Origin of the sequence: Pseudomonas sp. Fl4BN1 (genome assembly GCF_009908285.1) — a bacterium.
GTDB lineage: Bacteria > Pseudomonadota > Gammaproteobacteria > Pseudomonadales > Pseudomonadaceae > Aquipseudomonas.
Window position 1 is genome coordinate 156,690 of record NZ_JAAARM010000011.1, and the last position, 26,152, is coordinate 182,841.

A 26,152-nucleotide genomic window follows, 5' to 3' on the forward strand; every position below is an offset into this window, starting at 1 on the left:
AAAGGCTGATTTGGCCCAAATACTAAAACACTTGTCCCGTTACAGCATGGGGTCCACGGTTTGTTACCCGCATGCTTCACTGATCGGGGCTGCACCGCTGACACAAGGAAGAGGCCCCGGTTCGATCAACCTTGCGCCGCACAACAATAACAACGAGGTCGTCATGCCAGAATCCGCACCTGCTGCGCACGCGCAGTCCAGCTCCACTGCGCCCCTTGAGGCGATCATCATCGGCGCCGGTTTCGGCGGTCTGGGCATGGCCATCGCCCTGCGCAAGGCCGGCGTCAGCCAGTTCATCGTGCTGGAAAAAGGCCGGGACGTCGGTGGCGTCTGGCGCGACAACACCTACCCCGGCGCCGCCTGCGACGTGCCCTCGCACCTGTATTCGTTTTCCTTCGAGCCCAACCCGAACTGGTCCCGGGTATTCGCCCCCCAGGTAGAGATCCATGCCTACTTGCAGCACTGTGCCGACGCCTACGACCTGCAGCGACATATCCACTTCGACAGCGAAGTGCGTGACGCCATCTTCGATGAAAGCAACAGCTGCTGGCGCGTTACCTGCTGCAACGGCCAGGTGCATGTCGCCCGCCTGCTGATCAGCGCCACCGGCCAGTTGAGCCGCCCCGCCCTGCCGAACCTGCCTGGCATGGAACGCTTCCAGGGCCATGTATTCCACTCTGCGTCCTGGGATCACCACTACCCCCTGGCCAACAAGCGCGTGGCGGTCGTCGGTACCGGCGCCTCGGCCATCCAGTTCGTTCCGGCGATCGCCGACCAGGTGGCAGCTCTCAAGGTCTTCCAGCGTTCGCCGGCCTACATCATGCCCAAGGCCGACCGCGCCTACAGCCCAACGGAAAAGCAGCGCTACCTCCGCCATCCCGGTTGGATGAAGCTGGTGCGCATGGCCCATTACCTACACTTCGAATCCCGGGCACTGGCATTCACCCACCTGAAGGGCCTGACCAAATGGGTCGTCGGCGGGCCCTTTCGCAAGCTGTTGAACGCCTCGGTGTCCAGCCCCGAACTACGCCGGCAAATGACCCCGGACTACCCCATCGGCTGCAAGCGCATCCTGCTGTCCAACGACTACCTCAAGGCCTTCGACAAACCCCACGTCGAACTGCTGACCCAGGGCATCCGGCAGATCACCGAACAGGGCATCGAGACCCTGGACGGCCAGCAACATGAAGTGGATGCAATCATCTATGGCACCGGTTTCAGCGCCACCGAGTTTCTTGCCCCCATGCGCATCGTCGGCCGCGACGGCGTCGATCTGCGCACGGCCTGGCAGCACGGTGCGGCCGCCTACCTGGGGCTCAGCGTGCCCGGCTTCCCCAACTTCTTCATGCTCTACGGGCCCAACACCAACCTCGGCCACAACTCCATCATCCATATGCTGGAAAGCCAGATCTCCCACGTCATCAATGCCCGCCGGGCGCTGCTGGACAGTGGGGCGAAAACCCTGGAAGTAGATGATCTGCCCTACCAGCGCTTTCAACAGCGGATCCAGCGATGCCTGGCCACCTCGGTATGGAGCAGGTGCAAGAGCTGGTATGTCGACGCGCAGGGTCACAACAGCACCAACTGGCCAGGTTTCACCTGGTCCTATCGCTGGCTGACTCGGTATGCCGGATTGTCGGCCTATCGACTTTCCAGTCCGCTGCCCAGCCCGTCCCCAGTTGCGGATGGACACTGCGTGGCGCCCCCGCGGAATTGGCTGGAACGGGGTAATGCCGCCTTCCTGCGACTGTTCCTGCGTGCCAGCTTCAGGGCCCTAGTGGCCCCGCCCCGGGATCTGGCCACCCAGCGCAAGATCGTCAACGGTCTTGCATGGCTGATGCCCGGCTGTCTCGGCGTCACCCGACAGCAGCGCCACATCGGGGCGCTGGAGTTGCAGGTAGTCGAACCCAAAGCTGCGGCTGCCAAGGGGGTGATTCTCTACCTGCACGGCGGCGCCTTCTGCCTTGGCAATCCACGCACCCACTACAGCGTTACCAGCCGCCTGGCCAGGGAAAGTGGCTGCGCGGTGTGGGTGCCGGACTATCGCCTGGCGCCGGAACATCCCTACCCGGCAGCACTGGACGATTGCCTGGCCTGCTACGAAGCGATCCGCGCCCAGGGCTGTCCGGCGGACAAACTGCTGATTGCCGGTGATTCCGCCGGCGGCGCCCTGGTCCTGGCACTGGCCCTGACCTTGAAAGAGCGTGGCGATGAGATCGCCGCCGGGCTGATTCTTCTCTCGCCGGTCACTGACCCCGACCTTGGCGGAACCAGCATGCAATCCAGAATGGCCGCCGATCCGATGATTCGCCGCGACTGGCTGGAACAAGCCCTCCAGGCCTATGCCGCCCCCGCACAGGCACTCACGCACCGCCCCCTGGAGGCAGACTTGCGCGGCCTGCCGCCGCTGCTGGTGCAGGTCGGCGACCAGGAACTGCTGCTGTCCGACTCCAGCCGCTTGGCCGAACGCGCGCGACAGTCCAGGGTGCCCTGCCAGCTGGAAATCCACGAGGGCCGCTGGCACGTCTTTCAGCTACAGGCGTTGTACCTGCGCTCCGCCAGAGACGCCCTGCGCAATGTCGCCCGGTTTGCTCGCCAGCGCCTGGAGGCATCCTGCTCGGTCGCGCCTACCGCAGAGCCGATACCTGCACCAGCACCGGCAACGGAGCCACAACCGGGTTGAAGCAATCGCCGCCGCGCCGGCCTTTACAGGAGGCGCGGCGGCGTTACCAGCCTGGAATCCTGCAGTTTGTCCCTGCTCGACCAAGTTCTGATGGCCAGAACCGGCTTGTGAAGGTAAAACAGAGCCCCTCGAAGGTGGCCGACACGGCCACGGAAAACCCACGACACCGATTGCGCGCAAGGCGCCGGGTTTTCCACGACCCCACCCATCAAGTGACCAAGGGACCAGCACTTATGAGCAGCGAGCACGAAACCCCCAGCGAAGCACTGCAACTGAGCAGTACGGAAATCCGCATCCTGGGTTCGTTGATCGAAAAGCAGGCCACCAGCCCGGAAACCTATCCCCTGACCCTCAATGCCTTGGTGATTGCCTGCAATCAGAAAACCAGCCGCGAACCGGTGATGAACCTGACCCAGGGCCAGGTCGGACAAAGCCTGCGCGCCCTCGAAGCCCAAGGTTTCACCCGGCTGGTGATGGGCAGCCGTGCCGATCGCTGGGAACAGCGCCTGGACAAAGCCCTGGAACTGGTGCCGGCGCAGCTGATTCTGTGCGGCCTGATGTTTCTGCGGGGCCCACAAACAGTCAACGAACTGCTGACCCGCAGCGGGCGCATGCATGATTTTGAAGACCACGAGCAGGTCCTGCACCAGCTTGAGCGCCTGATTGCCAGGGGCCTGGCCCTGCACATCCCGCGTCAGGCCGGCCAGCGCGAAGACCGCTATACCCACTCCCTGGGCGACCCCGCGGACATCGAAGCCATCCTCGCCGCCCGCAGCAATCCGCAGGAGCGCAGTGCCGGCGGCGCCGTCTCAGTGGAGCGCATCGAAGAACTGGAAGCGCGGATCGCCGCCCTGGAAGAGCGCCTGGCTCAACTCGAAGGCTGATCTGCGGCGATAGAAAGCGTCAGGTTTCAAGCCCGAGCGAAGGCCACCGCCTGGTGGAATTGCTCCTCGCTCGGGCGCACGCCGGTGTACAGCACAAACTGCTCCAACGCCTGGATCGCAATCACCTCCAACCCAGTGATAACCCGTTTGCCCTCGGCTCGCGCCTGTACGATCAACGGCGTCTCAGCCGGCACCGCCACCACATCGAACACCGTCTGCGCCGCCGCAATCGCCTCGGCGTCGAACGCCAGTTGCTGCGCCTGGGGCCCGCCGCTCATGCCAATCGGGGTCACGTTGATCAGCATCTGCGGCCGCAGGTCACCCAACTCCGCCTGCCACTCATAACCCAACGCACTGGCCAAGGCCCGACCGGCCACTGCATTGCGGGCGACGATCACGCCCTGGGTATAACCGCCGTCACGCAAGGCACTGGCCACCGCCTTGGCCATGCCGCCACTACCACGCAAGACGAAGGTCGATTGCCGGGGTACTGCGTGGCTCGCCAGCAACTGCGCCACGGCAATGTAATCGGTGTTGTAGGCCTTCAAATGACCGTTGGTGTTGACGATGGTATTGATCGAGGCAATCGCCTCGGCCGACGCATCCAGCTCATCCACCAGGGCAATGCACTCTTCCTTGAACGGCATGGACACCCCGCACCCGCGAATCCCCAGTGCCCGAATCCCGCGCACAGCGCCAGGCAGGTCCTGGCTGCTGAATGCCTTGTAGTAGAAATTCAGCCCCAACTGCTCATACAGATGATTGTGAAAACGCAGGCCGAAATTCCCCGGACGCCCAGACAACGACATGCACAACTGGGTGTCTTTGTTGGGGTTCATTTGCATATTCATCTCCTCGCAAGACACTTTCGGATAGACGGGATTGGTCAGCCCCGTGCTTGTGCCTGATCATATCGGCGCTTGTTCCAGTGCCTCCGCCACCGCCCAGGGATGACGGTAAAGAGGCCGGTACAGACCTTACACAATATTTACTCAGCGGCTGTGCAGATTTTGAAAGTGCCGCTGTCTTAGAAGTATCCCCGCGTCAGTTCTTGAGTCTGGTGCAGACCATAAACGCAGGGGTTGAACCGAGGAAAAACCATGATCTCCAAAATCCCCAAGATAGCCTTGCTCATAGGTGCACTCGCTGTCGCAGGCCAGGCTTCAGCCCACGGTGGTGGTGGCTGGGTAGGGCCCGCCGCGTTGGGTGCAGTGGTCGGTGCTGCCGTAGTGGGCTCGGTGATCGCCAACCAGGATCGGCCGGTCTACGTGCAACAGCCGGTCTATGTACAACCCCAGCCGGTGTATGCCGCACCGCCGCCACCGGTCTACTACCAGCCGGCACCGGTGTATGTGCAACAGCCGGTCTACTACCAACCGGCACCGGTGTACTACGGCCCGCCCCGTGGCTACTACGGCCGCCCGCATTACTACTACGGCCCCGGTCGCTGGTAATTGGCAGACGCATGAACCCACAGGCCTCGCCCACAAAGCGGGGCTTGTTGTATTTTGCCACCACCCGAATGTCTGAATAATTCTGTTGAATGTCGCGATTGGAACAGTATTTGCTGTTAAATCCGGCAATAGTGTGTTGCTCGCACGGATGCCCTGAGCGACATACGACTGTCATATTTGTGTCATTCAAGGCCTGCAAGATCGGAAGAGTCCGACTGCCCCAGGCCCATAACAACAAGGACGACCCTCATGCCCACGCAAAACCCGCACCGCGTTGCCGGTCTCTGCACCTCCAGCCGGGTGTATGACGCCCTGACCGAGCTCAAGCACCTGGAAGGCCACCGCAGCGCCAAGTTTCTCTCGCTGCTGGCGCAAAACCTGGTGCGCAAGGGCCTGCTCAGTGAGCAGGAAGTGCTGAATATGCTCGACCAGGTGGTGGACTGAGCCCCCCCTTTCGCGCCCGCTCCCCCTCGCCCCATCAATGTCCACAATCGATCTGGGTGATTTTTCGTAGCACTTGGCGCTGTGTAGGGTAACCCCTCGTAATGAGGAGATTGCCATGCCCAAGGTACAGATCATGTCGGTCATCGGCAGCGCCGTTCCCACACCGCTCAGAGAGCGGGGAGTGCTTGCCTGCTGGTACGTGCTGCGCGATGGCGAACCCATCAGCGGCCCATTGACCTCGCGACCCGCCGCCCAGGCCCTGTCGCGGCAACTCAATGAAAGGATCATGCACACCTAAGGCAGCTGCACCCGGGGTCGGGTCTCGACGAACAGTGCCCAACTAGACATGAACAGCGCGGCAATCAATGGCCCGATGACGAATCCGTTGAGGCCGAAGATCGCCATCCCGCCCAGGGTCGAGATCAGGATCAAGTAATCCGGCATCCGGGTGTCCTTGCCCACCAGGATCGGCCGCAGCAGGTTGTCCACCAGGCCGATCACCAGCACCCCGAACAGCGCCAGCACCACCCCCTGCCAAATCGCCCCGCTGACCAGGAAATACACCGCCACCGGGCCCCAGACAATCCCCGCCCCCACCGCCGGCAACAGCGATAGAAAAGCCATCAGTACCGCCCACAGCAACGCGCTGGGAATATCGAGGAACCAGAAGATCAGCCCACCCAGGGCACCTTGGGTCACGGCCACCAGCACATTGCCCTTGACCGTGGCCCGCACCACCCGATTGAACTTCAGTTGCAGCCGACGCTTCTGGTACTCCGCCAGGGGCACCGCCGTGCGGATCTTGCGCACCAGCTCCGGGCCATCGCGCAAAAAGAAGAACAGCAGGTACAGCATGATGAAGAAGCTCACCATGAACTCGAAGGTGCCCTGGCCGAAACTGAAAGCCTGGGTTGCCAGGTACTGACTGCCCTGCATCGCGCTCTTGACCACTTTATCCTGCAGCCCCTTGAGTTCGCCCAGGCCGAAACGGTCCAGCAGGTGCTGTAAATAGGCTGGCAGGCTGTGCTTGAACTGGGCCAGGTAGCCCGCAATGTCCAGCTGGCCGCTTTCAATCTTGCGGTACAGCTCGGCCCCTTCCTGGACCAACAGCACGCTGGTGATGATCACCGGCAAAATGGCGATCACCAGGCAGATGCCCAGGGTGCACAAGGAAGTGAAATTGCGCGGCCAGCCGAACTTCAATTGCAGGCGGTGCTGCAAGGGCGCGAAGACGATGCCAAGAATCACCGCCCAGAACAACGCGCCGTAGAACGGCAGCAGAATCCAGATAAAGGCCAGGGTCACCAGCGCCAATAACAGCACCAGGCTTTTGTTTTGCAGGTTGTTTTGATTCATCTTCGATCCGACTCAGTCAACGCCAGGATTCGGCGCCCTAAGGTTTAGTCCGCAGCCGCGCCGCCGAGTGCGTTTTTTCTGCGCCCGACATAGACCCAAGTCAATGAATGCCCCGCGGCTCTGGCTTACCCTCGCGACCTTTTGCGATCGACAGCCCCATGACGCTCCTCGCCAAACCCGAACTCCTGGCTCCCGCCGGCACCCTGAAGAACATGCGCTACGCCTTCGCCTACGGCGCCGATGCGGTGTACGCCGGCCAACCGCGCTACAGCCTGCGGGTACGCAACAACGAATTCGACCACGCCAACCTGGCCCTCGGCATCAAAGAGGCCCAGGCCCAGGGCAAGCGTTTCTACGTGGTGGTCAACATTGCACCGCACAACGCCAAGCTCAAAACCTTCCTCAAGGACCTGGCGCCAGTGATCGAAATGGCTCCGGATGCGCTGATCATGTCCGACCCGGGGCTGATCATGCTAGTGCGCCGGCACTTCCCGGCCATGCCGATCCACCTGTCGGTGCAAGCCAACACGGTGAACTGGGCGAGCGTCGAGTTCTGGCAGCAACAGGGCCTGACCCGGATCATCCTGTCCCGGGAACTGTCCCTGGAGGAAATCGAGGAAATCCGCCAGCGAGTGCCGGACATGGAGCTGGAAATATTCGTCCACGGCGCCTTGTGCATGGCCTATTCCGGGCGCTGCCTGCTGTCGGGCTACATGAACAAGCGCGACGCCAACCAGGGCACCTGCACCAATGCCTGCCGCTGGAAATACAAGGCCGAGGAAGCCACCGAGAACACCCTCGGGGAAATCGTCCAGACCTACCAACCAGAGTCGACCCTGGGCCTGGGCGCACCCACTGACCAGGTGTTCCTGCTGCAAGAGGCCAATCGTCCGGACGAACTGATGCCGGCCTTCGAGGACGAACATGGCACCTACATCATGAATGCCAAGGACCTGCGGGCGGTGCAGCACGTGGACCGCCTGACCCGCATGGGCGTGCATTCACTGAAGATCGAGGGGCGGACCAAGTCCCACTTCTACTGCGCGCGCACCACCCAGGTGTATCGCCGGGCCATCGATGACGCCGCAGCCGGACGCGAGTTCGACCGCAGCCTGCTCAACGACCTGGAATCCCTGGCCCAGCGTGGCTACACCGAAGGTTTCCTGCGGCGCCATGTGCACGATGAATATCAGAACTACCAGAACGGCAGCTCGGTCTCGGAGCGCCAGCAGTTCGTTGGTGAACTGACCGGCGAACGCCGTGATCGCTTGGCAGAAGTGAAAGTGAAGAACCGCTTTGCCCTGGGCGACCACATGGAACTGATGACCCCCAAGGGCAACTTCCACTTCGACCTGCATGAGCTGCAGAACGCCAAGGGTGAAGGCATCGAAGTCGCGCCGGGCGACGGTCACACCGTGTACCTGCCGATCCCCGATCAGGTGGACTTGCGTTTCGGTCTGTTGATGCGCGACGTCAGCGCCTGACCGAGCCGGGCCTTTGCGCCAGGCTGCGACTGCTAGCTGGCTGGCCCGGAAAAACGATGTGGGCGGCATTTCGACGGTACAGGCCGCACGTTCAAAACACCGAAGGCCTGCGGCCTGATCGCAGCCTTCGCCAGCGGCTGGCGAAAGCCGGCAAAACACCACAAGAGTACCGAGCGCCTCAGATCCGGAACTGCCCCACCAGCCGCCCCAGCCGCTGACCAAGATCGGCCAGGCTGCGAGAAGTCTGGGCGCCGCGCTGGGTTTCATCGGCAACACTGTCCACCGCCACGGCGATCTGGTGCACGCTGCGGTTGATCTCTTCGGCTACCGCGGTCTGCTCTTCCGCCGCGCTGGCAATCTGCGCGTTCATCGAATTGATGGTGCCGATCAACTGGGCCATGGTGTCCAGCGAAGCCCCGGCTTCGTTGGCCTTGACCGAAGTACCGTCGCCGGCGTCGCTGGAACGGCGCATGGCGTCCACCGCCACCCGGGTGCCCTGCTGCAAGCGATCGATCATGCCCTGGATTTCCTGGGTGCTCTGCTGGGTCCGGCTGGCGAGGGCCCGCACTTCATCGGCGACCACGGCAAAACCACGCCCGGCCTCGCCGGCCCTGGCCGCTTCAATCGCGGCGTTCAAGGCCAGCAGGTTGGTCTGCTCGGCAATCGAGCGGATCACATCCAGCACGCTGACAATCGACGATACGTCCTGCTGCAGGCTGTCCAGGGACGTGCCGCTGTTACGGATATCGCTGACCAGCGCATGGATCTGCTGGATGCTGCCATCCACCACGCGCTTGGCCGCCTGGCCTTCTTCATCGGTCTGCTGGGCAGCAACGGCCGCGCCCTGGGCACTGCGCGCCACTTCATGGGCCGCCGAAGACATTTCATTGATTGCCGTGGCCACCTGGTCAGTCTCGTGGCGCTGACGCTCCATGGCCTGTTCCGAACGCTGGGCCTGGTCAGAAACCTGGGTCACCAGCTCGGTGAGCTGCCCGGTCATTTCGGTGATCTGCCGCACCAGGCCGTGGATCTTGTCGACAAAACGGTTGAACGAGCAGGCCAGGTCGCCGAGTTCGTCCTGGCTGGTGATCTCAAGGCGCCGGGTCAGGTCGCCCTCGCCGGCGGCGATGTCATCAAGGTTGGCTTTCATCAGGTTCAACGGACGCAGCATGGTATTGGCCACCACCATGCCCAGGCCCGCAATCACCAGCAGCACCACCGCGGCAATCCCGAGAATGCTCAGGACCATGCCTTCCATGCGCTGGTTGACACTGGTCTCGACCGCCGCCACCTGGGCGTCGATGCCATCGAGGTTGACCGAGGTGCCCAGCACCATGTCCCACTTGGGCAGGTATTCGGTGTAGCCCAGCTTGGGCACCAGCACATCGCTGCCCGGCTGGGTCGAGCTGTACTGCACGTAGTGGCTGCCCTCCTTGCCGACCCGCACCAGCTCGCGGTTGACGTACACGCCGTTGGGGTCGCGGTTGTCCTTGAAGCTCTTGCCCACCCCGTCCGCGCTGTTGCCCTTGAACAGGCGTACGGTCTCGGAGTCGTAGCCGAAGAAGTAGCCGTCCTTGCCATAGCTGATGTTCGACAGCAGCTTGACCACCTCGGCCCGGGCCGCCAGATCCCCTGGCGCCGCCGCGTCGTACAGCGGCTTGACCGTGTTCAGGGCCACTTCGACATAGCTCTGCAACGTGGCCTTGGCCTCGCCCAGCAGGCGATGACGGGTTTCCTCGACCTCTTTCTGGGCTTGCTGGCGCAACATGAACACCGTGCTCAGGCTGATCACCAGCGCGAACAGCAGTACCGGGAGTACCGCCAGGGACAGGACTTTGGCCTTCAGGCTCAAGCGCATAGTGGGCTCACTCTAAGTTTTTATTGGCGTGATAACCGCGTTAACGGCACGCCAAAACAAAAGTTGAGCCTGAGCCCGTAGGAGCCGGCTTGCCGGCGAAGAGGCCCTTGAAGCCTTGCACCGACCTTGCCGATGCCTTCGCGGGCAAGCCCGCTCCTACAACAGCCCCAGGTTTCTACGAGAGCGAGATAATCAGAGGACCATCGCCGCAACCCAGCCGAAGGCCAGCAGCGGCAGGTTGTAATGCAGGAAAGTCGGGACCACGGTGTCCCAGATATGGTGATGCTGGCCGTCGATATTCAACCCCGAGGTCGGCCCCAGGGTTGAATCCGAGGCGGGCGAGCCCGCATCGCCCAGCGCCCCGGCGGTGCCGACGATGCAGACAATGGCCAGGGGACTGAAGCCCAACTGCACACATAAAGGCACGAAGATCGCCGCCAGGATCGGCACCGTGGAAAACGACGAGCCGATGCCCATGGTCACCAGCAGGCCCACCAGCAGCATCAGCAGCGCACCCACGCCCTTGCTGTGACCGATCCAACCGGCCGAGGTTTCGACCAAGGTCTGCACTTCACCGGTGGCCTTCATCACTTCGGCAAAGCCTGAGGCGGCGATCATGATGAAGCCGATCATCGCCATCATCTTCATGCCTTCAGTAAACAGGCCGTCGGTTTCGCGCCAGCGCACGATGCCCGACACCGAAAAAACCAGGAAGCCGCACAAAGCCCCGATAATCATCGAGTCCAGCAGCAACTGGACGACGAAGGCGGCGACAATCGCCAGCCCCGCCACCAGCAGGGTCTGCGGGTTGTATTGCACCGCCACCTGCTCGACCTTCTCGATCTTGCCCAGGTCGTAGACCCGCTTCTTGCGGTAGCTGAAAAATGCCATCGCCAGGCCGAACAACATGCCCAGGGCGGGAATGCCCATGGCATGCGTGACGTTGACCTGACTGACATCGACCCCACTGCGGGCCACGTTGGCCAGGAGAATCTCATTGAGGAAGATGTTGCCGAAACCCACCGGCAGGAACATGTAAGGCGTGATCAGGCCGAAGGTGATGACGCAGGCGATCAGCCGCCGGTCCAGTTGCAGCTTGGTCAGCACGTACAACAGTGGCGGCACCAGCAACGGAATAAAGGCAATGTGGATCGGCAGGATGTTCTGCGAAGCAATCGCCACCACCCACAACAGGCCGATCAGCAACCATTTGACCTGCCCACCGCCGCTGCTGTCCTGACGGTCCACCAGCGACAGGATCTTGTCCGCCAGGGCGTGGGCCAGGCCGGACTTGGCGATGGCCACGGCAAAGGCACCGAGCAAGGCATAGGACAGGGCCACGGTAGCGCCACCGCCCAGGCCACTGTTGAATGCCTTGAGCGTGGCCTCGATCCCCAGGCCACCGGTGAGGCCACCCACCAGCGCACCAATGATCAGGGCGATCACTACATGCACGCGGGACAGGCTGAGCACCAACATCACGCCAACCGCGGCAATTACTGCGTTAATCATCGTTACCTCATTACTGCGCCGGCAAAAACGGCGCAAAAGCCTGTGACCGACCGGAAGGCAGCGGACTGCCGACATCGAATGAAAAGAGGGTCTTGTTAGAGGGCGCGCACTTTGCAGCAGCGGGCCCGGCTTGTCAAAACCCGGGCGCGCTTTGCCCGCTGCCCCTGCCCCGCCCCTTGCGGCAGCGGCGACAGGGTGCAATGAGCAACGCCGGGTTATTTCGAACAAGTGTTTAAAGAATACCGTTCGTCGGCCGTAACAATGCAAAGTCTCAGATATTTATCGAATAAAGGACGCCTCCATGCCGCTCAGACAACTTTCCATTCAATGGAAGATCACCTTGCTGGCCGGACTCTGTCTGCTGGGCATCGTGTCGCTGTTGGTGGGGCTTTCGCTGTATCGCATGGAGCACAGTTCCGAGCTGGTGAAAGCTTCGAGCATGGAGATGCTCAACGAAGCCGCTCAGTCGCGGATCGAGGCCCAGGGTGAAGTCCAGGCACTGGGGATTCGTCAGCAGTTCATGGACGCCTATCAATACGGCCACGGCTTTTCCCGCCAGGTGCTGTTCCTGCGCGAACAGGCCGAGAAGCGCTTTCTCGACGCCTTCGACCTGCGTGAAGACCTGACCCGCCAGGTCAAGTCGGCGCTGCAGGCCAACCCCGACCTGCTGGGCCTGTCCCTGGTGTTCGAGGCCAACGCCCTGGACGCCAAGGACTCGCTGTTCAGTGGCCAGAGCGAACTGGGCAGCAATGAGAAAGGCCGCTTCGCCCTGTACTGGTCGCAACCCACCCCCGGCAAGCTGACCTCCATGTCGCTACCGGAAAGCGACATGAGCGACACCCGCACCGGCCCCAGCGGCCAGCCGGCCAACGCCTGGTTCACCTGCCCGCGCAGCACCCTCAAGCCTTGCGTGATCGAACCCTACTTCTATGACATCGACGGCCAGAAGGTGCTGATGACCAGCATCGTCTTCCCGCTGATGGTGGACGGCAAAGTCATCGCCTCGCTGTCGGTGGACATCAATCTCAACAGCCTGCAGGCAGTCAGCGAAAACGCCAGCCGCAAACTCTACGCCGGCCAGACTAACGTCAGCATCCTCAGCCCGGTGGGCCTGCTGGCCGGCTACAGCCCCGACGCCAGCAAACTCAGCCAGCGCCTGGACAGCGTCGACAGCACCAACGGTGCCGAACTGATCCGCCAACTGGCCAGCAGCACCCAGACCCACAGCTTGCACAGCAACAGCAAACTCAAAATATTGGCCCCGTTCACGCCGATCCCCGGCGGCAAAGCCTGGGGCGTGCTGCTGGATGTACCGGAAAAAGTCCTGGTAGGCCCGGCCGAAGCCTTGAAAAACGAACTGGACGCCAGCAACAGCAGCGGCACCCTGATCGAACTGGGCCTGGGCCTGCTGGCCGCGGTGGTCGGCTTGCTGCTGGTGTGGCTGATGGCCCGCAGCGTGACCCGACCGATCCTTGGCGTGGCCGCCATGCTTGAAGACATTGCCAGCGGCGAAGGCGACCTGACCCGCCGCCTGGCCTACGACAAACAGGACGAACTGGGGCAACTGGCCGGCTGGTTCAACCGCTTCCTCGACAAACTGCAACCGATCATTGCCGAGGTCAAACGCTCGGTGCAGGATGCCCGCGGCACCGCCGATCAGTCATCGGCCATCGCCACCCAGACCAGTGCCGGCATGGAGCAGCAATACCGCCAGGTCGACCAGGTGGCTACCGCCTCCCACGAGATGAGTGCCACCGCCCAGGACGTGGCCCGCAGCGCCGCCCAGGCGGCCCAGGCCGCACGGGATGCCGACCAGGCCACGCAACAGGGCCTGACGGTGATCGACCGCACCACCCGCAGCATCGACTTGCTGGCGGCCGAGATGAGCTCCGCGATGACCCAGGTCGAAGGCCTGGCGGCCAACAGCGAGCAGATCGGCTCGGTACTGGAAGTGATTCGCGCGATCGCCGAGCAGACCAACCTGCTGGCCCTGAATGCCGCCATCGAAGCCGCCCGTGCCGGTGAAGCCGGACGCGGTTTCGCGGTAGTGGCCGATGAAGTGCGCAACCTGGCCCGGCGTACCCAGGAGTCGGTGGAGGAAACCCGCCAAGTGATCGAACAACTGCAAACCGGCACCCGGGACGTGGTGGGCTCCATGAGCAACAGCCATCGCCAGGCCCAGGGCAGCGTCGACCAGGTCGGTCAGGCCGTCACCGCCCTGCGCCAGATTGGCGATGCGGTCACGGTGATCAGCGACATGAACCTGCAGATCGCCAGCGCCGCCGAAGAACAGAGCGCGGTGGCCGAAGAGATCAACAACAACGTCGAGACCATTCGCGACGTCACCGAATCGCTGTCGGAGCAGGCCAACGAATCGGCGCGGGTCAGCCAGTCCTTGAACAGCCTGGCCAACCAGCAGCAGAGCCTGATGGACCAGTTCCGCGTCTGACGCCGTCCTTGAAACCCAGGTCCCTGTAGCCGCCAGCAGCGGCTACAGGAGCGGCCATCGGCAGGCCTAGCGCCTGGGTAGCTCGATTTCCACCCGCAAGCCGCCCAGCGCACCGTCCTCCAGGCTCAATGTGCCGCCCCAGGCCTCGACAATGTCACGCACGATGCCCAGGCCCAGGCCGTGCCCATCGGTCTGCTCATCCAGCCGCGCCCCCCGCCCCAGCACTTCAGCTCGCCGCTCCTGGGGAATCCCCGGACCGTCGTCCTCCACCGCCAGACAGAAACCCGACGCCCGCTCCTCGACGCTCACGCGCACCTCGGCATCGGCCCATTTGCAGGCGTTGTCCAGCAGGTTGCCCAGCAATTCCAGCAAGTCCTCGCGGTCCCAGGGCAGGCGCAATCCCGCTGCGGCGTGATAGCTCAACTGCAGGTGCTCGCCATGGATCATGTTCAAGGTGGCCAGCAACCCCGGCAGTTCGACATCGCAATCGAACAGCGCCCCGGGCAAGGCATCCCCGGCCAGCCGTGCGCGATTGAGCTCGCGATTGAGCCGCTGCTGCACCTGCTCCAACTGTTCCAGGAGGATCTTGCGCACCTCGGGATGGCCGTCCAGCTTGGGCCCCGATGCCAGGCTCAACAGCACCGCCAGCGGCGTCTTCAGCGCGTGCCCGAGGTTGCCCAGGGCATGGCGTGAACGCTTGAGGCTGTCCTCGGTATGGGCCAGCAAATGGTTGATCTGCGCCACCAGCGGCTCCAGCTCCTGCGGCACCTGGGCATCCAGCTGGGAGCGCTGGCCCAGCTGCAACTGGGCGATCTGCTCGCGCGCGGTCTCCAGCGGACGCAAGGCCCGGCGCACGGTCAGCCGCTGCAGCAACAGAATCAGCAGCAACCCGGCCAGCCCCAGTCCGAGGCCGATCTGGCGCATGCGCTGAAAGCTCTCACGCACCGGGGTGTAGTCTTGGGCCACGCTGATGGAAATCGACTGTCCGAGGCGCTTGTAGTCACTGCGCAGCACCAGCAGTTGCTGGCCTTCGGGCCCCAGTTGCAGGTTGCCCTGCAGGCCGGCGCGATCCAGTTGCGGCAATTCCTGGTCCCACAGGGACCGGGAGCGCCAGTGCACATCGGCAAAGTCGATGCGGAAGTAATGTCCGGAAAACGGTCGTTGATAGGCCGGCGACAACCGCCGCTCGTCCAGTTGCAAACCCTGCGGGCCACGCACCAGGGCCAGTAGCAGGCTTTCACTGTCGTTGCGCAACCCGGCTTCCAGGTAACGTTGCAAGCCCATCTCGAACAACCAGAGGCTGGTCTGCGCCAACACCAGCCCGACCACCACCAGCACACTGACCAGGCCCAGGCTCAGGCGGCGCTGGATCGACCTCACGCAGCCACCCCGCCGAACAGGTAGCCCTGGCCGCGGCGGGTTTCGATCACGCTGCGGCCGAGCTTGCGGCGCAAGTGATTGACGTGGACCTCAAGGACATTGGAGTCGCGCTCGGTTTCGCCGTCATACAAGTGCTCGGCGAGGTGGCTCTTGGAGAGGATCTGTTGCGGGTGCAGCATGAAGTAGCGCAGCAAGCGAAATTCGGCAGCGGTCAGCAACACGTCCTCGCCGTCGCGCACCACGCACTGACGCCCCTCGTCCAGGTGCAACCCGGCGGCCCGCAAGGTCTGCTGGTTGGCCTGGCCGTGGGAGCGGCGCAACAGCGCCTGGACTCGCAAATGCAGCTCTTCGGGATGGAACGGCTTGCTCAGGTAATCGTCGGCACCGGCCTTGAGGCCTTCGATGCGCTCGGCCCAGGAACCCCGGGCAGTGAGGATCAGCACCGGTGTCGCCAGCCCGTCGGCACGCCATTGGCGCAGCACGTCCAGGCCTGGCACCCCGGGCAGGCCGAGGTCGAGAATGATCAGGTCATAGGGTTCGCTGGCACCCTGATACAAGGCATCGCGGCCATCGGCCAGCCAGTCCACCGCATAACCCTGGCGGTTCAAGCCTTCCAGCAGTTCGTCCGCCAAGGGTACGTGGTCTTCCACCAGGAGCAGGCGCATTAATCGTCTTCCTCATCTTTCAACAGGCGCCCGGTGGCGGCGTCCAGATCCAGCTCGCGGACCACACCGTCCACGGTCAACAGCTCAACCTCGTAAATATACACATCGTGCTTTTCTTCCAGCTCGGCCTCCAGCAACTTGGCCCCGGGATACCGGTCCATGGCCTGCTGCAGCAATTGTTCCAGGGGCAGGATCACCCCCTGCTGGCGCAGGCGCAGGGCTTCGTCCTGGTCCAGGTCGCGAGCCGGTGCCAGCGAGCAGAACAGCAACAACGCCAGGGCCGCCCGGCTGCCGACGCGCAAGGTCGAGTTCATTAGGTGTCCTGATGATCCTTGAGTACCTGGCCGCTCACGGCGTCCAGTTCCACATCCCACTCCAACCCCTGCGGGTCGCGCAGCTCAACCTGGTAGAGGTACTTGCCGTACTCTTGTTCCAGCTCGGTTTCACTGATGCTCGCCCCAGGATGCCGGGACAGGGCCGTGGCATTGAGTTTTTCAAAGGACACAATGGTACCAGCGTCGCGCAATCTCAGGGCCTCGTCGGGGCCCAGGTCGCGGGCCTGGGCCTGGCTGGCGACTAGGGCAATCAGGCTGGCGCCGAACAGTGCAGTCAGGGTTTTCATCGCAGGTCTCCCATCAAGTGGCCAAGGGCCGATGACGCCGACGATACCCAAGGCAACTTAATTGAAACTGAATCGCCATCATCCACCTGACAGCAGTTTCACTCGGTCGCCGGCGCCAGGCTTCTCTATACTCGGCGGCTGATTCAAGAGTGAGCCCGGTATGACCGCCATCCATATCAAATTCCCCGCCCTGACTCTCAAGGCCGGCCCGCGCGCCCTGGCCCGCATCCGCCGCCAAGGCTTGCACGCTGGCGAAGTCGGCACCTTGCCGGGCGCCGCCGGCGGCCCCAAGGCCCTGGGCATCCAGGGCCTGGACCTGGCGCTGTTCGGTGAGTGGTTGCCCGCGGTGCCCCGCGAGCGCTCACTGATCGGCGCGTCGGTGGGTTCCTGGCGCTTCGCCAGTGCCTGCCTGCCGGACGCCGCCGAAGGCATCCGCCGCCTGGGCCTGCTGTACAACGCCCAGAGTTTCGCCAAGGGCGTGAGCATGGCGCAGATCAGCCAGAGCTCCCAGCGCATGCTCGATGACCTGCTGGAAGGCCGCGACGCCTCGATCCTCGACAACCCCTATTACCGGTTGAACATCATGGTGGTGAAGAGCCATGGCCTGTTGGCGGACGACCATCGCGGACGCCTGGGCCTGGGCCTGTCCTCGGTGATCGCCGACAACCTGCGGGGCCGCGCCCGCCTGTCCCGGCACTTCGAACGCCTGGTGCTGCACGACCCACGCCTGGCGCCACCGCTGCACGCACTGGAAGACTTCCCCTCGCGCTTCGTCCCCCTGGATCGCGGCAACCTGCGCCAGGCGCTGCTGGCCTCGGGCTCGATCCCCATGGTCATGCAGGGCGTACGCGAGCTGCCGGGAGCTGGTGCCGGCACCTTTCGCGACGGTGGCCTGCTGGACTATCACCTGGACCTGCCCTACAGCGGCAGCGATATCGTGCTCTACCCGCACTTCACCGACCGGGTAATTCCCGGCTGGTTCGACAAGACCCTGCCCTGGCGCAAGGCCAGCCCCGAACGCCTGCGCGACGTGCTGTTGTTGGCACCGTCAAAGGAATACCTGGCGCGCCTGCCCTACGGCAAGCTGCCGGACCGCAACGACTTCAAGCGCTTCATGGGCGACGACGCGGGCCGACAAAAGTACTGGCGTCACGCCATGGACGAAAGCCGGCGCTTGGGCGACGAGTTTCTTGAACTGGCCGCGCAGAATCGCCTGGGCGAACACCTGCAAAGCCTCTGATCACTGCGCCCGGTTATCGGGGATGAACCGCAGCCTATCTTGAGCTGCGCAGGCGAGTGCGGCAGGAGTGGGGCGACCTGGTTGCCGCTCAAGCAACCTGATGGCAGGCCGGGGTGAGTGGCTGCGTCCTCAGTCGATGAGCATTGCTCTGGCTTCATCGGCAAACGAATGAGTGCTTGCAGCCCCTCCTATGACCTTACAACGCGGGTCGAAAAAGCTATCATTCCCGGCCATCGCGCTGGCCCTGGCTGTACTGCGTTCAGCAGAACCCGGGCTGACATAAATACTGCGCCATTAATCAAGATTAGCCGGAGCATGACCAGCGCTGACTGGCTTGCTTCGAACGAATACAAGCCTAATATCAAGTTTTGGTTTTTCGAGCGAACACATGAAGAAAATACTGGCAATCACCTGCCACCAAGTAACAAACCCACTAATACATACGGTAAATTACTTTTCATCACTCCACGACAACATCATATTAATTCATATCGACAAGAAATCCACGATTCAGGACCTCGAATCTTAAACAAAGAAAATGTAGTATTAATTGAAGATCGAGCAAATGTTAAATGGGGAGGCGCCTCACAAATAGAGGCCACCACCAATCTAATGACCGCTTCAAGAAAATATCATTACGACTATTTATTTTTACTGTCTGGCGATGATACCTTCATACAAATAGACAATTACTCTAACGACCTTTTAAAAAGTAACACAGACTACAAATTCATACATTACCAAAATAAAAAACCACCTACATCAACCCGCACGTACGGGTGAAATACAAGTACGCCAAGGTTTTCTTCAATCGCAATAGCGATGTTAAATCCATAGCGCCGAGGCTATCCCATCGCCTCACAAGAGACTACCCATTCAAAAGCAAAAGCTGTTTTCACAATCTTTAAAAAATCCCAACAATGTATAAAGGAACGAATTGGTTCGGACTGACAGAACATTCTGTAGAGCATGCACTGGATTTCATACCCTCTCATGACTGGTATGTATCGATGTTCGAAAAATCAATCTGCGCAGACGAGGCTTTCTTTCACAGCATAATAAAATCAAGTAAAAAATCCAATTTACAACAACAAAAACCTAAGAAGTAATACCATTAGATATATTGATTGGGTTAGGAAATCTCCGATCAAGTTCCCAAGCATGCTGAAATACGCCTCACCACCTGATCCGAGCAGCCCATGAGCCAGATGAGCTTTTGCGACTTCGAATACGCCGGCAAACGCAAGCAGACACCCCGCACAGGGGCGTGAGGAAAATGGAATAGGCCAGTTCCATGTCATAGTGAATGGCCGGTTCCTACCTCCCCCACACATGATTTACGTACACTTTAACCTCTGAAAAGAGGCCATTGGTTAAGTTACGTTGGAAATTGACTTTTTCCGACAACCCCTTAATTGCTGGGTTTGGGACGCTTCCGTAAAAACGGCGGCTCTGCCCCCTTGATACAGACATCCCCAAAAGCAGGCGAGCATGAAGCTTCCGACTATGGAGAAGTCTACCTCAGCCACAACGAAGTTGATTTTAAAATTGAGAACTAATCCACGTAACGCACAATGAAGTTTCCAGTCAATTTTTTGTAGTCTCAGCTGTCGCCTGCGAGTTAAGAAACAGTGTAAATAGCTCGTACTGTGACTTAACATTCAGTTTTGCATAAGAATGTCGACGATGAATCTTCACTGTCTCAATAGAGATAGACAGCTTTTCCGCTACTTTCTTATTGGATGAGCCGCTGAGTACCAGCCGGATAACATCTAGCTCTCGGGCCGTTAGTGAAGTACCGCCACGAGTTATAGCGGAATCAAAATTTTCTTTCCATCGTGCTTGCTGGAGAGGAACTTTACTAACTTCATGCTCGAAGGACATGCGCTGCTTCATTAGCGCCATTACCCAGGGTCGAAACGTGTTAAGTATAGATATATGTTCTGCGCTGACTTTTTTCTTGCTACCTAGAGAGAGACACAAGGTCCTTTCACTATCGAGCAAAACATTGTACTGCACTTCATCCAGCCCTATATAATGAGTAAAATAAAGATCATAGTATTCAGTTTTCAGAAAGTGATCAGGAGCAACATCTGATAGTTGATAAAAACCACTTTGCGGATTGTCACGATTTCTGATATAAAACGGATCTAGCAAATATAAACCTGCTGCATAGTCATGAAGCAACGGATCTGGATCATCTGTTTTTTTTGCAACCTCTGAAAACAATAAAAAATCTGGCCGACCATCACTAAATATTAGTGCCGCCCAGTTATCTACAGGTATATATTCACTTATAAAGTCTACCAATACCTTCCAGAATTTCTGCTGATCCAATTCAGCTATCACTTCTCCGATAGAGTGATGCAAAGCAATTTCTTTTAAATCTTGATTCACCTCTAACACTCCCGGTAACCTGCAGGTGCTAACCACTTGTGGTTATATTAAATCATTTCAACAAGCTGCATACTCATAGCAGAGTCAGGAGACAACGTCTGTTCCTGACCCTGATTTTGGTAGCCATGATGGTCTACCAGTAGTTTCGGCAAGGAGAAGCCTATGAAACGCTCGAGCCTTTTTTCCCTCATCAAGACTGCGCTCTTTAGCGTATATTCAAGCACTGCTTTGGGATCGTCCAGTGTGCATTTATACAACTGGTACGACTTCATTGCGCCAGAGACCCCAACAGAGTTCAAAAGCGAAACCGGTATAGCTGTGGTCGTGGATGCCTTCGACAGTGCGGAGGTCATGCAAAGTAAGCTAATGGTTGGGCACTCGGGTTACGATGTGGTTGTGGTTACCTCCGATGTGTTGCCTAGTCTCATCAAGGCGGGAGTGTTACAGGAGCTGAATCGAAACCTGTTGAGCAACTGGTCGCATCTCGATCCGGTAATCCTCGCTAAGTTACAAGTCAACGACCCTGAAAATCGATACGCCGTACCCTACCTGTGGGGAACGACTGGCATCGGCTATAACGTAGATAAAATCAAGGCCGCCTTGGGTGACAACGCTCCACTGGACAGTTGGGATCTCGTTTTCAAGGAAGAAAACATCAGCAAACTCCAGCAATGCGGTGTAACCATGCTCGATTCACCAAGTGAAATTTTTCCGATTGCTTTGCATTACTTAGGTTTACCCCACAACAGCAAAAAACCGGATGATTATAAAAAAGCCCAAGAGCTTCTACTGAAAATTCGCCCATACATTCGCTACTTTAATTCATCAAAATCTCGCGAAGATCTGGCCAACGGCAACACCTGTTTATCTGTTGATTGGGCCGGAAGTGTCATTTACGCCCAAGAGGCAAATGAGAGTACTAGGAGTGGTCGCAAGATTGCTTACAGCATCCCACACGAAGGTGGCCTGATGTGGTCTGAAAATCTAGTACTGCTCAAAAAAGCGCCCCACCCTACACAAGGCATAACTCTGATCAATTATCTTCTGCGACCAGAAGTCATCGCTAAAACGTCAAACTATTTGGGCTATCCAAACGCGAACAAGGCTGCAACAGCCCTTGTCACACAAAGAATTCGCGACAACCCTGGGGCATATCCAGACAAAGAAGTGATAGCGACGCTGTTTGCCCTTGAGCCATTGCCGCTAAAGTTGCAACGGCTCCGCACACGACTATGGACAAAACTCAAGAGCGGTATATAAATAGCTACTTTCAATCCTGTCCTTATGAAGTAGATTACTGGTAATTATCGGAATAGTTTAATTGCATTCAAGCAGGGATGAGCAATGAGCATTTACAACGATATAAAGACAGACCTCAAGGAACTGGTACACCTTATTAGACTAGATGAGCAGTTCACAGCTATTGTAGCTCAAAGAACTTTTCCACTCGACCAACAATCTCACCTGATTCATCGGCACTGGTTGTCTCGTATTGACGAGCTTTCGCGCAAATACGGAATTTCAGAACCCTAATAAGAAAATCGTTAATTAAACTAATGATTTCTCGGTGCACGCCCATCTGGCGCTCCGGCTTATCATCCAAAACTTGAGGCGCAGAAAAAACACTGCAGACAGAAGAAGTCTCCTCTCGAAAAGTCTCGATAGAGCTTTCATGTATCAACGCCTCAAATACTTGCGGCGTTTCTGCTCATTGCGGCACTTGGCCAGAAAAGAACACTCAGGGCACCAACTGCCTTGTTTGATGCTGCCGAATGTCGCCTGCCAACGATGGTCTAAGTGGCACTGCCATTCCATTTGCACCCGACGCGATTCGTAGTGTGCCGTAAGGCATTGCCCAAGGGCATGGGCAGGCGGCCGCGTGGTCAAGTCCGGGGCCACTCGCTAGCGCTATGACGCCTGCGGCCGCCTGGCCGAAAAAATCTTCCACCACCACGGCTTTCGCCCCCAGCGCTGGCAATACCGCTGGAACAGCGACAATCGCCTCACAGGCCTGGACACCCCCTGACAACGAACACTGGCGTTACGAATACGACGCCTTTGGCCACCACCTGCGCAAGTTCAACCTGACCCAAAGTAACTTCAGCAGCGAACCACAATACCCAAGAATACTCGCTGAAAACGACTCCGACAAAATCAAAGAAAGCAAAATGCTCTTTGCAAGAAAGATATCCAAAGATGCCAGCCCGGACTTCATGATGTCTTTTATTCAAAAATAGGTTTGCCAGCCTCGACAGAGGGTGGCTCCGTTTTGAACTTAATCCAGCCGGCCATTTCATCATTTCTTGTGCCGGTGTCATCGGGCCTGAGACTTTTGCCCGAGGGGGCACTGCTGTACTGCCCATTTGCGCACCTGTTACGTGCAAGTCGACGCCTTGCCCCCCAAGAGAGCCAGTCCAACCGAAAACCGATACCGCCCTGACCGACAGGCTTTCAGGCGCAGTGAAAGTGTTGAGCCCTGGTACGAATGGGTCGCTGAAGCGATCCAGTCTCCATAGGAAGGCATCCTCCCAAAACAGGTTAGAATAGGTCCCAACTCAGTCGCTGGGCGCCAGTCGGCAATCTCGCAGTGGATGACCGCTGCCCCCCCCCAGCAACAACCAATCAGTCCATTGCTCAGTACATCAGCGACAGACAATCCAATAAAACCCCGTATATCAAGCCATACAGGTCATACCGTGGAAATCTTCAAAGAATTTACCTTCGAATCCGCCCATCGCCTGCCTTTCGTGCCCGAAGGCCACAAATGCGGTCGCCTCCATGGCCACTCGTTCAAGGTGGCGATCCACCTCAGCGGCGAGGTCGATGCCCATACCGGCTGGATCCGCGACTTCTCGGAAATCAAGGCGATCTTCAAGCCGCTCTACGAGCGCTTGGACCACAACTACCTGAACGACATTCCCGGCCTGGAAAACCCCACCAGCGAAGTCCTCGCCAAGTGGATCTGGAATGAGCTCAAACCCCTGCTGCCGGAACTGAGTGCGATCCGCATCCACGAAACCTGCACCAGTGGCTGCATCTATCGCGGCGAATAAGCCGACCGGAAAACCACTCCACGGAGTGGTTTTTTTATGCCTATGATTGGCTCATCCCCGCCGCTGTCCGAGCACTCGCGCCCATGCCGTCGACCATCCGCCCAGCCGCCCTGCCCGACCTCGCCGCCATCGAAAGCATCGCCAAGAGCGCCTACGCGCCCTATATCGCGCGGATCGGCCGTGAACCGGCACCGATGCTGGAAGACTATTCCTGCCTGGTGCTGGCCGAGCAGGTCTGGGTCCTCAAGGAGCAGCAGGCGATCGCCGGCTTCATTGTCCTGCTGGACGCCCAGGAAGCCCTGCTGCTGGACAACCTGGCCGTCAGCCCTGAGGCCCAGGGCCGCGGCCATGGCCGGCAATTGCTGGCCTTTGCCGAACAGCAAGCGCTGGCTGCCGGCCACAGTTGCGTGCGCCTCTACACCAACGAGGCCATGAGCGAGAACATCGCGCTGTATGGCCGCCACGGCTACGTGGAAACCCATCGCGCGGTGGAGCACGGCCTGCACCGGGTGTACATGAGCAAAGCGCTGGACTGATCACACCAGGAGTTCCCCATGCAACCCCGTATCTACCTCGCCGGCTTCGACGTGTTCCGGACCGACGCCCTGGCCCATGGCGCGTACCTCAAGCAACTGTGCAGCGCCCAGGGGCTGCACGGCCTGTTTCCCCTGGATAACCAGGCGCCGCCGGACCTCTCGCCGGAGGCCACCGCGCAGTGGATCTACCGGCAGAACCTGCAGATGATCCGCGACTGCGACGCGCTGCTGGCCAACTTGAACGACTTTCGCGGCCTGGAGCCGGATTCCGGCACCGCCTTTGAAGTGGGCGCGGCCGTCGCCCTGGGCAAGCCGGTGTGGGCCTACTTCGAAGGCCCCGCCAGCCTGCGCCAGCAGGTGCCCCATGACGCCAACGGGCGCGACGCCCAGGGTTTTGCGGTGGAAGATTTCAACCTGCCGCGCAACCTGATGCTGGCCTGCAGCTGGAGCGGGCGCAGCACCCGCGTGGAAACCGCCATCAGCGACCTCGGGCAGTGGCTGAACAGGTCCACTACTCGCGGCTGAAGATAGCCAGCAGCGTCACTTTCTACCGAAAACGACCACCTCGGACAAAAGCCTTGTTTTGTCGCGAAAGCCGATGTTATGTTTCTAACACAAAATACAAAAATGAAATCTAGATAACATTTTCCGCGAACGCCTTGCGAGATCGTCATGGACAAGAACAGTTTCCAAGCCACCCTGGAACAGCAGTTTGCAAGCCTGACGCCCACCGGCAAGCGCATCGCCACCTACCTGTTGGCCAACCTCCAGCAGTTGCCCTTCGAGACCGCCGACAGCATCGCCCAGCAAGCCGGCACCACGGGAATTTCCGTGGGGCGCTTCCTGCGCTCCCTGGGCTATCGCAACCTGGACGAGGTCAAGCAAGGCCTGCGCGGCGATGCCCCGGCCTCCTGGCTGATCACCGACCGGCTTGGCGCGTTTCGCAGCGAGACCCACCAGGACGACGCCCTGGAGCGCTCGATGCATCGTGAGATCGAGGCCATCCAGCACGTCTATGGCCTGGCCCGCAGCCAGCCATTCGCCGATATCGTGCGGCAGATCGTCGAGGCCGACGCGGTGTTCATTGTCGGTATCCAGTCGACCCGGGGCATTCTCAGTGCCTTCCACAGCCACCTGGAATACATCCGGCCCAAGGTCTATTACGTCGACGGCCTGTCAGGTATCTACGCCGAAACCTTGAACTCCGGTTTCGCCAAGCCCTACGCAATCATTTCCGACTTCCGCGCCTACTCCAGTGTCACTCAGACTTTCTGCGAAGTGGCCAATGCCAATGCCCTGCCCCTGGCGCTGATCACCGACCTGCAGTGCCCCTGGGCCCGGGACTATTCGCTGGACCTGCTGCAACTGAAGACCGACGTCGGTCAGTTCTGGGATTCCCTGGCGCCACTGACCTGCCTGTTCAACCTGATGGTCTCCGCCGTGGCCGAAGGTTACGGCGAACGCCTGGACCAGCGCCTGGCGAAGAACCGGCAGTTGCAGGAAGCCTTCGGCCAGTTCGAGTCCTGACCTTCAAGCGTTACCCAAGATGGAGTGAGTGAGTGAACAACAGTCCCCTTGTCGAAATCGACGCCCAGCGGCATCAACTGGAGATCGACCTGGTGTACGCCAGCGCCGACAACCTGGCCGGCCAGGTGATCTACCGCAACACCCGCTGCCTACTGCACAAGGACGCCGCGGCCTGCCTGTACAAGGCCAGCCAGTTGGCGCGCATGGCCGGCCTGGGCCTGCGCCTCTACGACGCCTATCGCCCGGCCTACGCCCAGCAATTGCTGTGGCAAGCCCTGCCAAACCCGGATTACGTCCGTGACCCACGACTGGGCTCGCACCACACCCGCGGCGTGGCCGTGGACCTGACGCTGCTGGACGAAAGCGGCCAGCCCCTGGACATGGGCACCGCGTTCGACGCCATGGAGCCCAAGTCGCATCAGTTCTACAGCGACCTGCCGCCTCAGGTGCAGCGCAATCGCCTAATGCTCCTGGGGATCATGCGCAGCGCCGGCTTCGAGGCGATCGCCACCGAGTGGTGGCACTACGAACTACCCAACGCCGAGGATTTCCCCCTGATCGAGGAGCACGACCAGCCCTTCGAACACTGATCTCCTGTTCCCCAGCCG

At 60.0% G+C, this 26,152-nt stretch carries 24 protein-coding genes and 2 pseudogenes; 17 read left to right on the forward strand and 9 right to left on the reverse strand.

The features are described 5' to 3' along the window. Positions 1-163 precede the first annotated feature (163 nt). Both GV818_RS14985 and GV818_RS14990 read left to right on the forward strand, forming a co-directional pair. Positions 164-2,683: a flavin-containing monooxygenase gene (locus GV818_RS14985; RefSeq protein ID WP_161776901.1), complete on the forward strand. Its 2,520-nt coding sequence runs from the start codon at positions 164-166 to the stop codon at positions 2,681-2,683. A gap of 233 nt (positions 2,684-2,916) precedes the next feature. After that, positions 2,917-3,567, forward strand: coding sequence for a YceH family protein (locus GV818_RS14990; protein WP_161757363.1), 651 nt, complete (start codon positions 2,917-2,919; stop codon positions 3,565-3,567). 26 nt (positions 3,568-3,593) lie between these two features. Here the strand turns inward: GV818_RS14990 and GV818_RS14995 are convergent, their stop codons facing one another. Then, positions 3,594-4,412 carry a shikimate 5-dehydrogenase gene (locus GV818_RS14995; RefSeq protein WP_161757362.1) on the reverse strand — a complete coding sequence of 273 codons (819 nt, stop codon included), beginning with the start codon at positions 4,410-4,412 and terminating at the stop codon, positions 3,594-3,596. Between the two features lie 255 nt (positions 4,413-4,667). Between GV818_RS14995 and GV818_RS15000 the strand changes: the two genes are divergently transcribed. From GV818_RS15000 to GV818_RS15010, 3 genes are all read left to right on the forward strand, one after another. Continuing rightward, positions 4,668-5,021, forward strand: a complete 354-nt coding sequence (locus GV818_RS15000) for a hypothetical protein (protein ID WP_161757361.1) — start codon at positions 4,668-4,670, stop codon at positions 5,019-5,021. A 249-nt stretch (positions 5,022-5,270) separates the two neighbouring features. Beyond that, positions 5,271-5,465, forward strand: a complete 195-nt coding sequence (locus GV818_RS15005; RefSeq protein ID WP_161757360.1) for a hypothetical protein — start codon at positions 5,271-5,273, stop codon at positions 5,463-5,465. A gap of 115 nt (positions 5,466-5,580) precedes the next feature. Continuing rightward, a complete protein-coding gene (locus GV818_RS15010) occupies positions 5,581-5,763 on the forward strand; it encodes a hypothetical protein (RefSeq protein ID WP_161757359.1) in 183 nt (60 codons plus the stop codon). Here the strand turns inward: GV818_RS15010 and GV818_RS15015 are convergent. After that, positions 5,760-6,821 carry an AI-2E family transporter gene (locus tag GV818_RS15015; protein WP_161776902.1) on the reverse strand — a complete coding sequence of 354 codons (1,062 nt, stop codon included), beginning with the start codon at positions 6,819-6,821 and terminating at the stop codon, positions 5,760-5,762. The two genes, GV818_RS15010 and GV818_RS15015, sit on opposite strands and share 4 nt — an antisense overlap. A gap of 158 nt (positions 6,822-6,979) precedes the next feature. Between GV818_RS15015 and yegQ the strand changes: the two genes are divergently transcribed. Further along, entirely contained in the window at positions 6,980-8,305 is a 1,326-nt protein-coding gene (gene yegQ, locus GV818_RS15020) for a tRNA 5-hydroxyuridine modification protein YegQ (RefSeq protein WP_161776903.1), read from the forward strand. Between the two features lie 178 nt (positions 8,306-8,483). Here yegQ and GV818_RS35305 read toward each other — a convergent pair whose 3' ends face one another. Both GV818_RS35305 and GV818_RS15030 read right to left on the reverse strand, forming a co-directional pair. Next, complete coding sequence (locus GV818_RS35305) at positions 8,484-10,163, reverse strand: methyl-accepting chemotaxis protein (protein WP_161776904.1); 1,680 nt, start codon at positions 10,161-10,163, stop codon at positions 8,484-8,486. 192 nt (positions 10,164-10,355) lie between these two features. Further along, positions 10,356-11,672 carry a Na+/H+ antiporter family protein gene (locus GV818_RS15030; RefSeq protein WP_368668914.1) on the reverse strand — a complete coding sequence of 439 codons (1,317 nt, stop codon included), beginning with the start codon at positions 11,670-11,672 and terminating at the stop codon, positions 10,356-10,358. A gap of 523 nt (positions 11,673-12,195) precedes the next feature. On the opposite strand from GV818_RS15030, the pseudogene GV818_RS35030 reads away from it, so the two are divergent. Further along, positions 12,196-13,266 (forward strand): annotated as a pseudogene (locus tag GV818_RS35030) (HAMP domain-containing protein); the annotation flags it as partial. Between the two features lie 345 nt (positions 13,267-13,611). Beyond that, a pseudogene (locus tag GV818_RS35035) lies at positions 13,612-14,124 on the forward strand (methyl-accepting chemotaxis protein); the annotation flags it as partial. A 66-nt stretch (positions 14,125-14,190) separates the two neighbouring features. Here GV818_RS35035 and GV818_RS15040 read toward each other — a convergent pair. From GV818_RS15040 to GV818_RS15055, 4 genes are read right to left on the reverse strand one after another with little or no spacing between them, the layout of a single operon-like run. Next, on the reverse strand, positions 14,191-15,504 hold the full coding sequence (locus tag GV818_RS15040; RefSeq protein WP_161776906.1) for a sensor histidine kinase: 1,314 nt from the start codon (positions 15,502-15,504) through the stop codon (positions 14,191-14,193). After that, on the reverse strand, positions 15,501-16,169 hold the full coding sequence (locus tag GV818_RS15045) for a response regulator transcription factor (protein WP_161757352.1): 669 nt from the start codon (positions 16,167-16,169) through the stop codon (positions 15,501-15,503). The genes GV818_RS15040 and GV818_RS15045 overlap by 4 nt, the downstream gene beginning before the upstream one ends. After that, positions 16,169-16,483, reverse strand: coding sequence for a PepSY domain-containing protein (locus GV818_RS15050; RefSeq protein ID WP_161757351.1), 315 nt, complete (start codon positions 16,481-16,483; stop codon positions 16,169-16,171). Before GV818_RS15050 ends, GV818_RS15045 begins: the two co-directional genes overlap by 1 nt. Continuing rightward, positions 16,483-16,791: a PepSY domain-containing protein gene (locus GV818_RS15055; protein WP_161776907.1), complete on the reverse strand. Its 309-nt coding sequence runs from the start codon at positions 16,789-16,791 to the stop codon at positions 16,483-16,485. The genes GV818_RS15050 and GV818_RS15055 overlap by 1 nt, the downstream gene beginning before the upstream one ends. A gap of 160 nt (positions 16,792-16,951) precedes the next feature. Here GV818_RS15055 and GV818_RS15060 point away from each other — a divergent pair, with 160 nt between their 5' ends. Together GV818_RS15060 and GV818_RS15065 are read left to right on the forward strand one after the other, a co-directional pair. Next, positions 16,952-18,031, forward strand: a complete 1,080-nt coding sequence (locus tag GV818_RS15060; protein ID WP_161757349.1) for a patatin-like phospholipase family protein — start codon at positions 16,952-16,954, stop codon at positions 18,029-18,031. A gap of 117 nt (positions 18,032-18,148) precedes the next feature. Continuing rightward, the gene (locus GV818_RS15065) at positions 18,149-18,814 is read left to right on the forward strand and encodes a beta-1,6-N-acetylglucosaminyltransferase (RefSeq protein WP_161776908.1); all 666 of its coding nucleotides are present in this window, start codon (positions 18,149-18,151) and stop codon (positions 18,812-18,814) included. 804 nt (positions 18,815-19,618) lie between these two features. Here GV818_RS15065 and GV818_RS15070 read toward each other — a convergent pair. Beyond that, positions 19,619-20,428 (reverse strand): response regulator transcription factor, encoded by an 810-nt coding sequence (locus GV818_RS15070; protein ID WP_161776909.1) that lies wholly within the window; start codon positions 20,426-20,428, stop codon positions 19,619-19,621. 162 nt (positions 20,429-20,590) lie between these two features. Between GV818_RS15070 and GV818_RS15075 the strand changes: the two genes are divergently transcribed. The 7 genes from GV818_RS15075 (at position 20,591) to ddpX (ending at position 26,134) form a co-directional block, all read left to right on the forward strand. After that, complete coding sequence (locus GV818_RS15075) at positions 20,591-21,688, forward strand: polyamine ABC transporter substrate-binding protein (RefSeq protein ID WP_161776910.1); 1,098 nt, start codon at positions 20,591-20,593, stop codon at positions 21,686-21,688. Positions 21,689-22,338: 650 nt separating this feature from the next. After that, the gene (locus GV818_RS15080) at positions 22,339-22,665 is read left to right on the forward strand and encodes a hypothetical protein (protein ID WP_161776911.1); all 327 of its coding nucleotides are present in this window, start codon (positions 22,339-22,341) and stop codon (positions 22,663-22,665) included. A gap of 459 nt (positions 22,666-23,124) precedes the next feature. Next, a complete protein-coding gene (queD, locus tag GV818_RS15085; protein WP_011062303.1) occupies positions 23,125-23,481 on the forward strand; it encodes a 6-carboxytetrahydropterin synthase QueD in 357 nt (118 codons plus the stop codon). Between the two features lie 83 nt (positions 23,482-23,564). After that, a complete protein-coding gene (locus GV818_RS15090) occupies positions 23,565-24,017 on the forward strand; it encodes a GNAT family N-acetyltransferase (RefSeq protein ID WP_161776912.1) in 453 nt (150 codons plus the stop codon). A gap of 18 nt (positions 24,018-24,035) precedes the next feature. After that, the gene (locus tag GV818_RS15095; protein ID WP_161776913.1) at positions 24,036-24,542 is read left to right on the forward strand and encodes a nucleoside 2-deoxyribosyltransferase; all 507 of its coding nucleotides are present in this window, start codon (positions 24,036-24,038) and stop codon (positions 24,540-24,542) included. Between the two features lie 147 nt (positions 24,543-24,689). Next, positions 24,690-25,544, forward strand: a complete 855-nt coding sequence (locus GV818_RS15100; protein ID WP_178124921.1) for a MurR/RpiR family transcriptional regulator — start codon at positions 24,690-24,692, stop codon at positions 25,542-25,544. Between the two features lie 32 nt (positions 25,545-25,576). Beyond that, positions 25,577-26,134: a D-alanyl-D-alanine dipeptidase gene (gene ddpX / locus GV818_RS15105; protein WP_161757346.1), complete on the forward strand. Its 558-nt coding sequence runs from the start codon at positions 25,577-25,579 to the stop codon at positions 26,132-26,134. Positions 26,135-26,152: the final 18 nt, after the last annotated feature.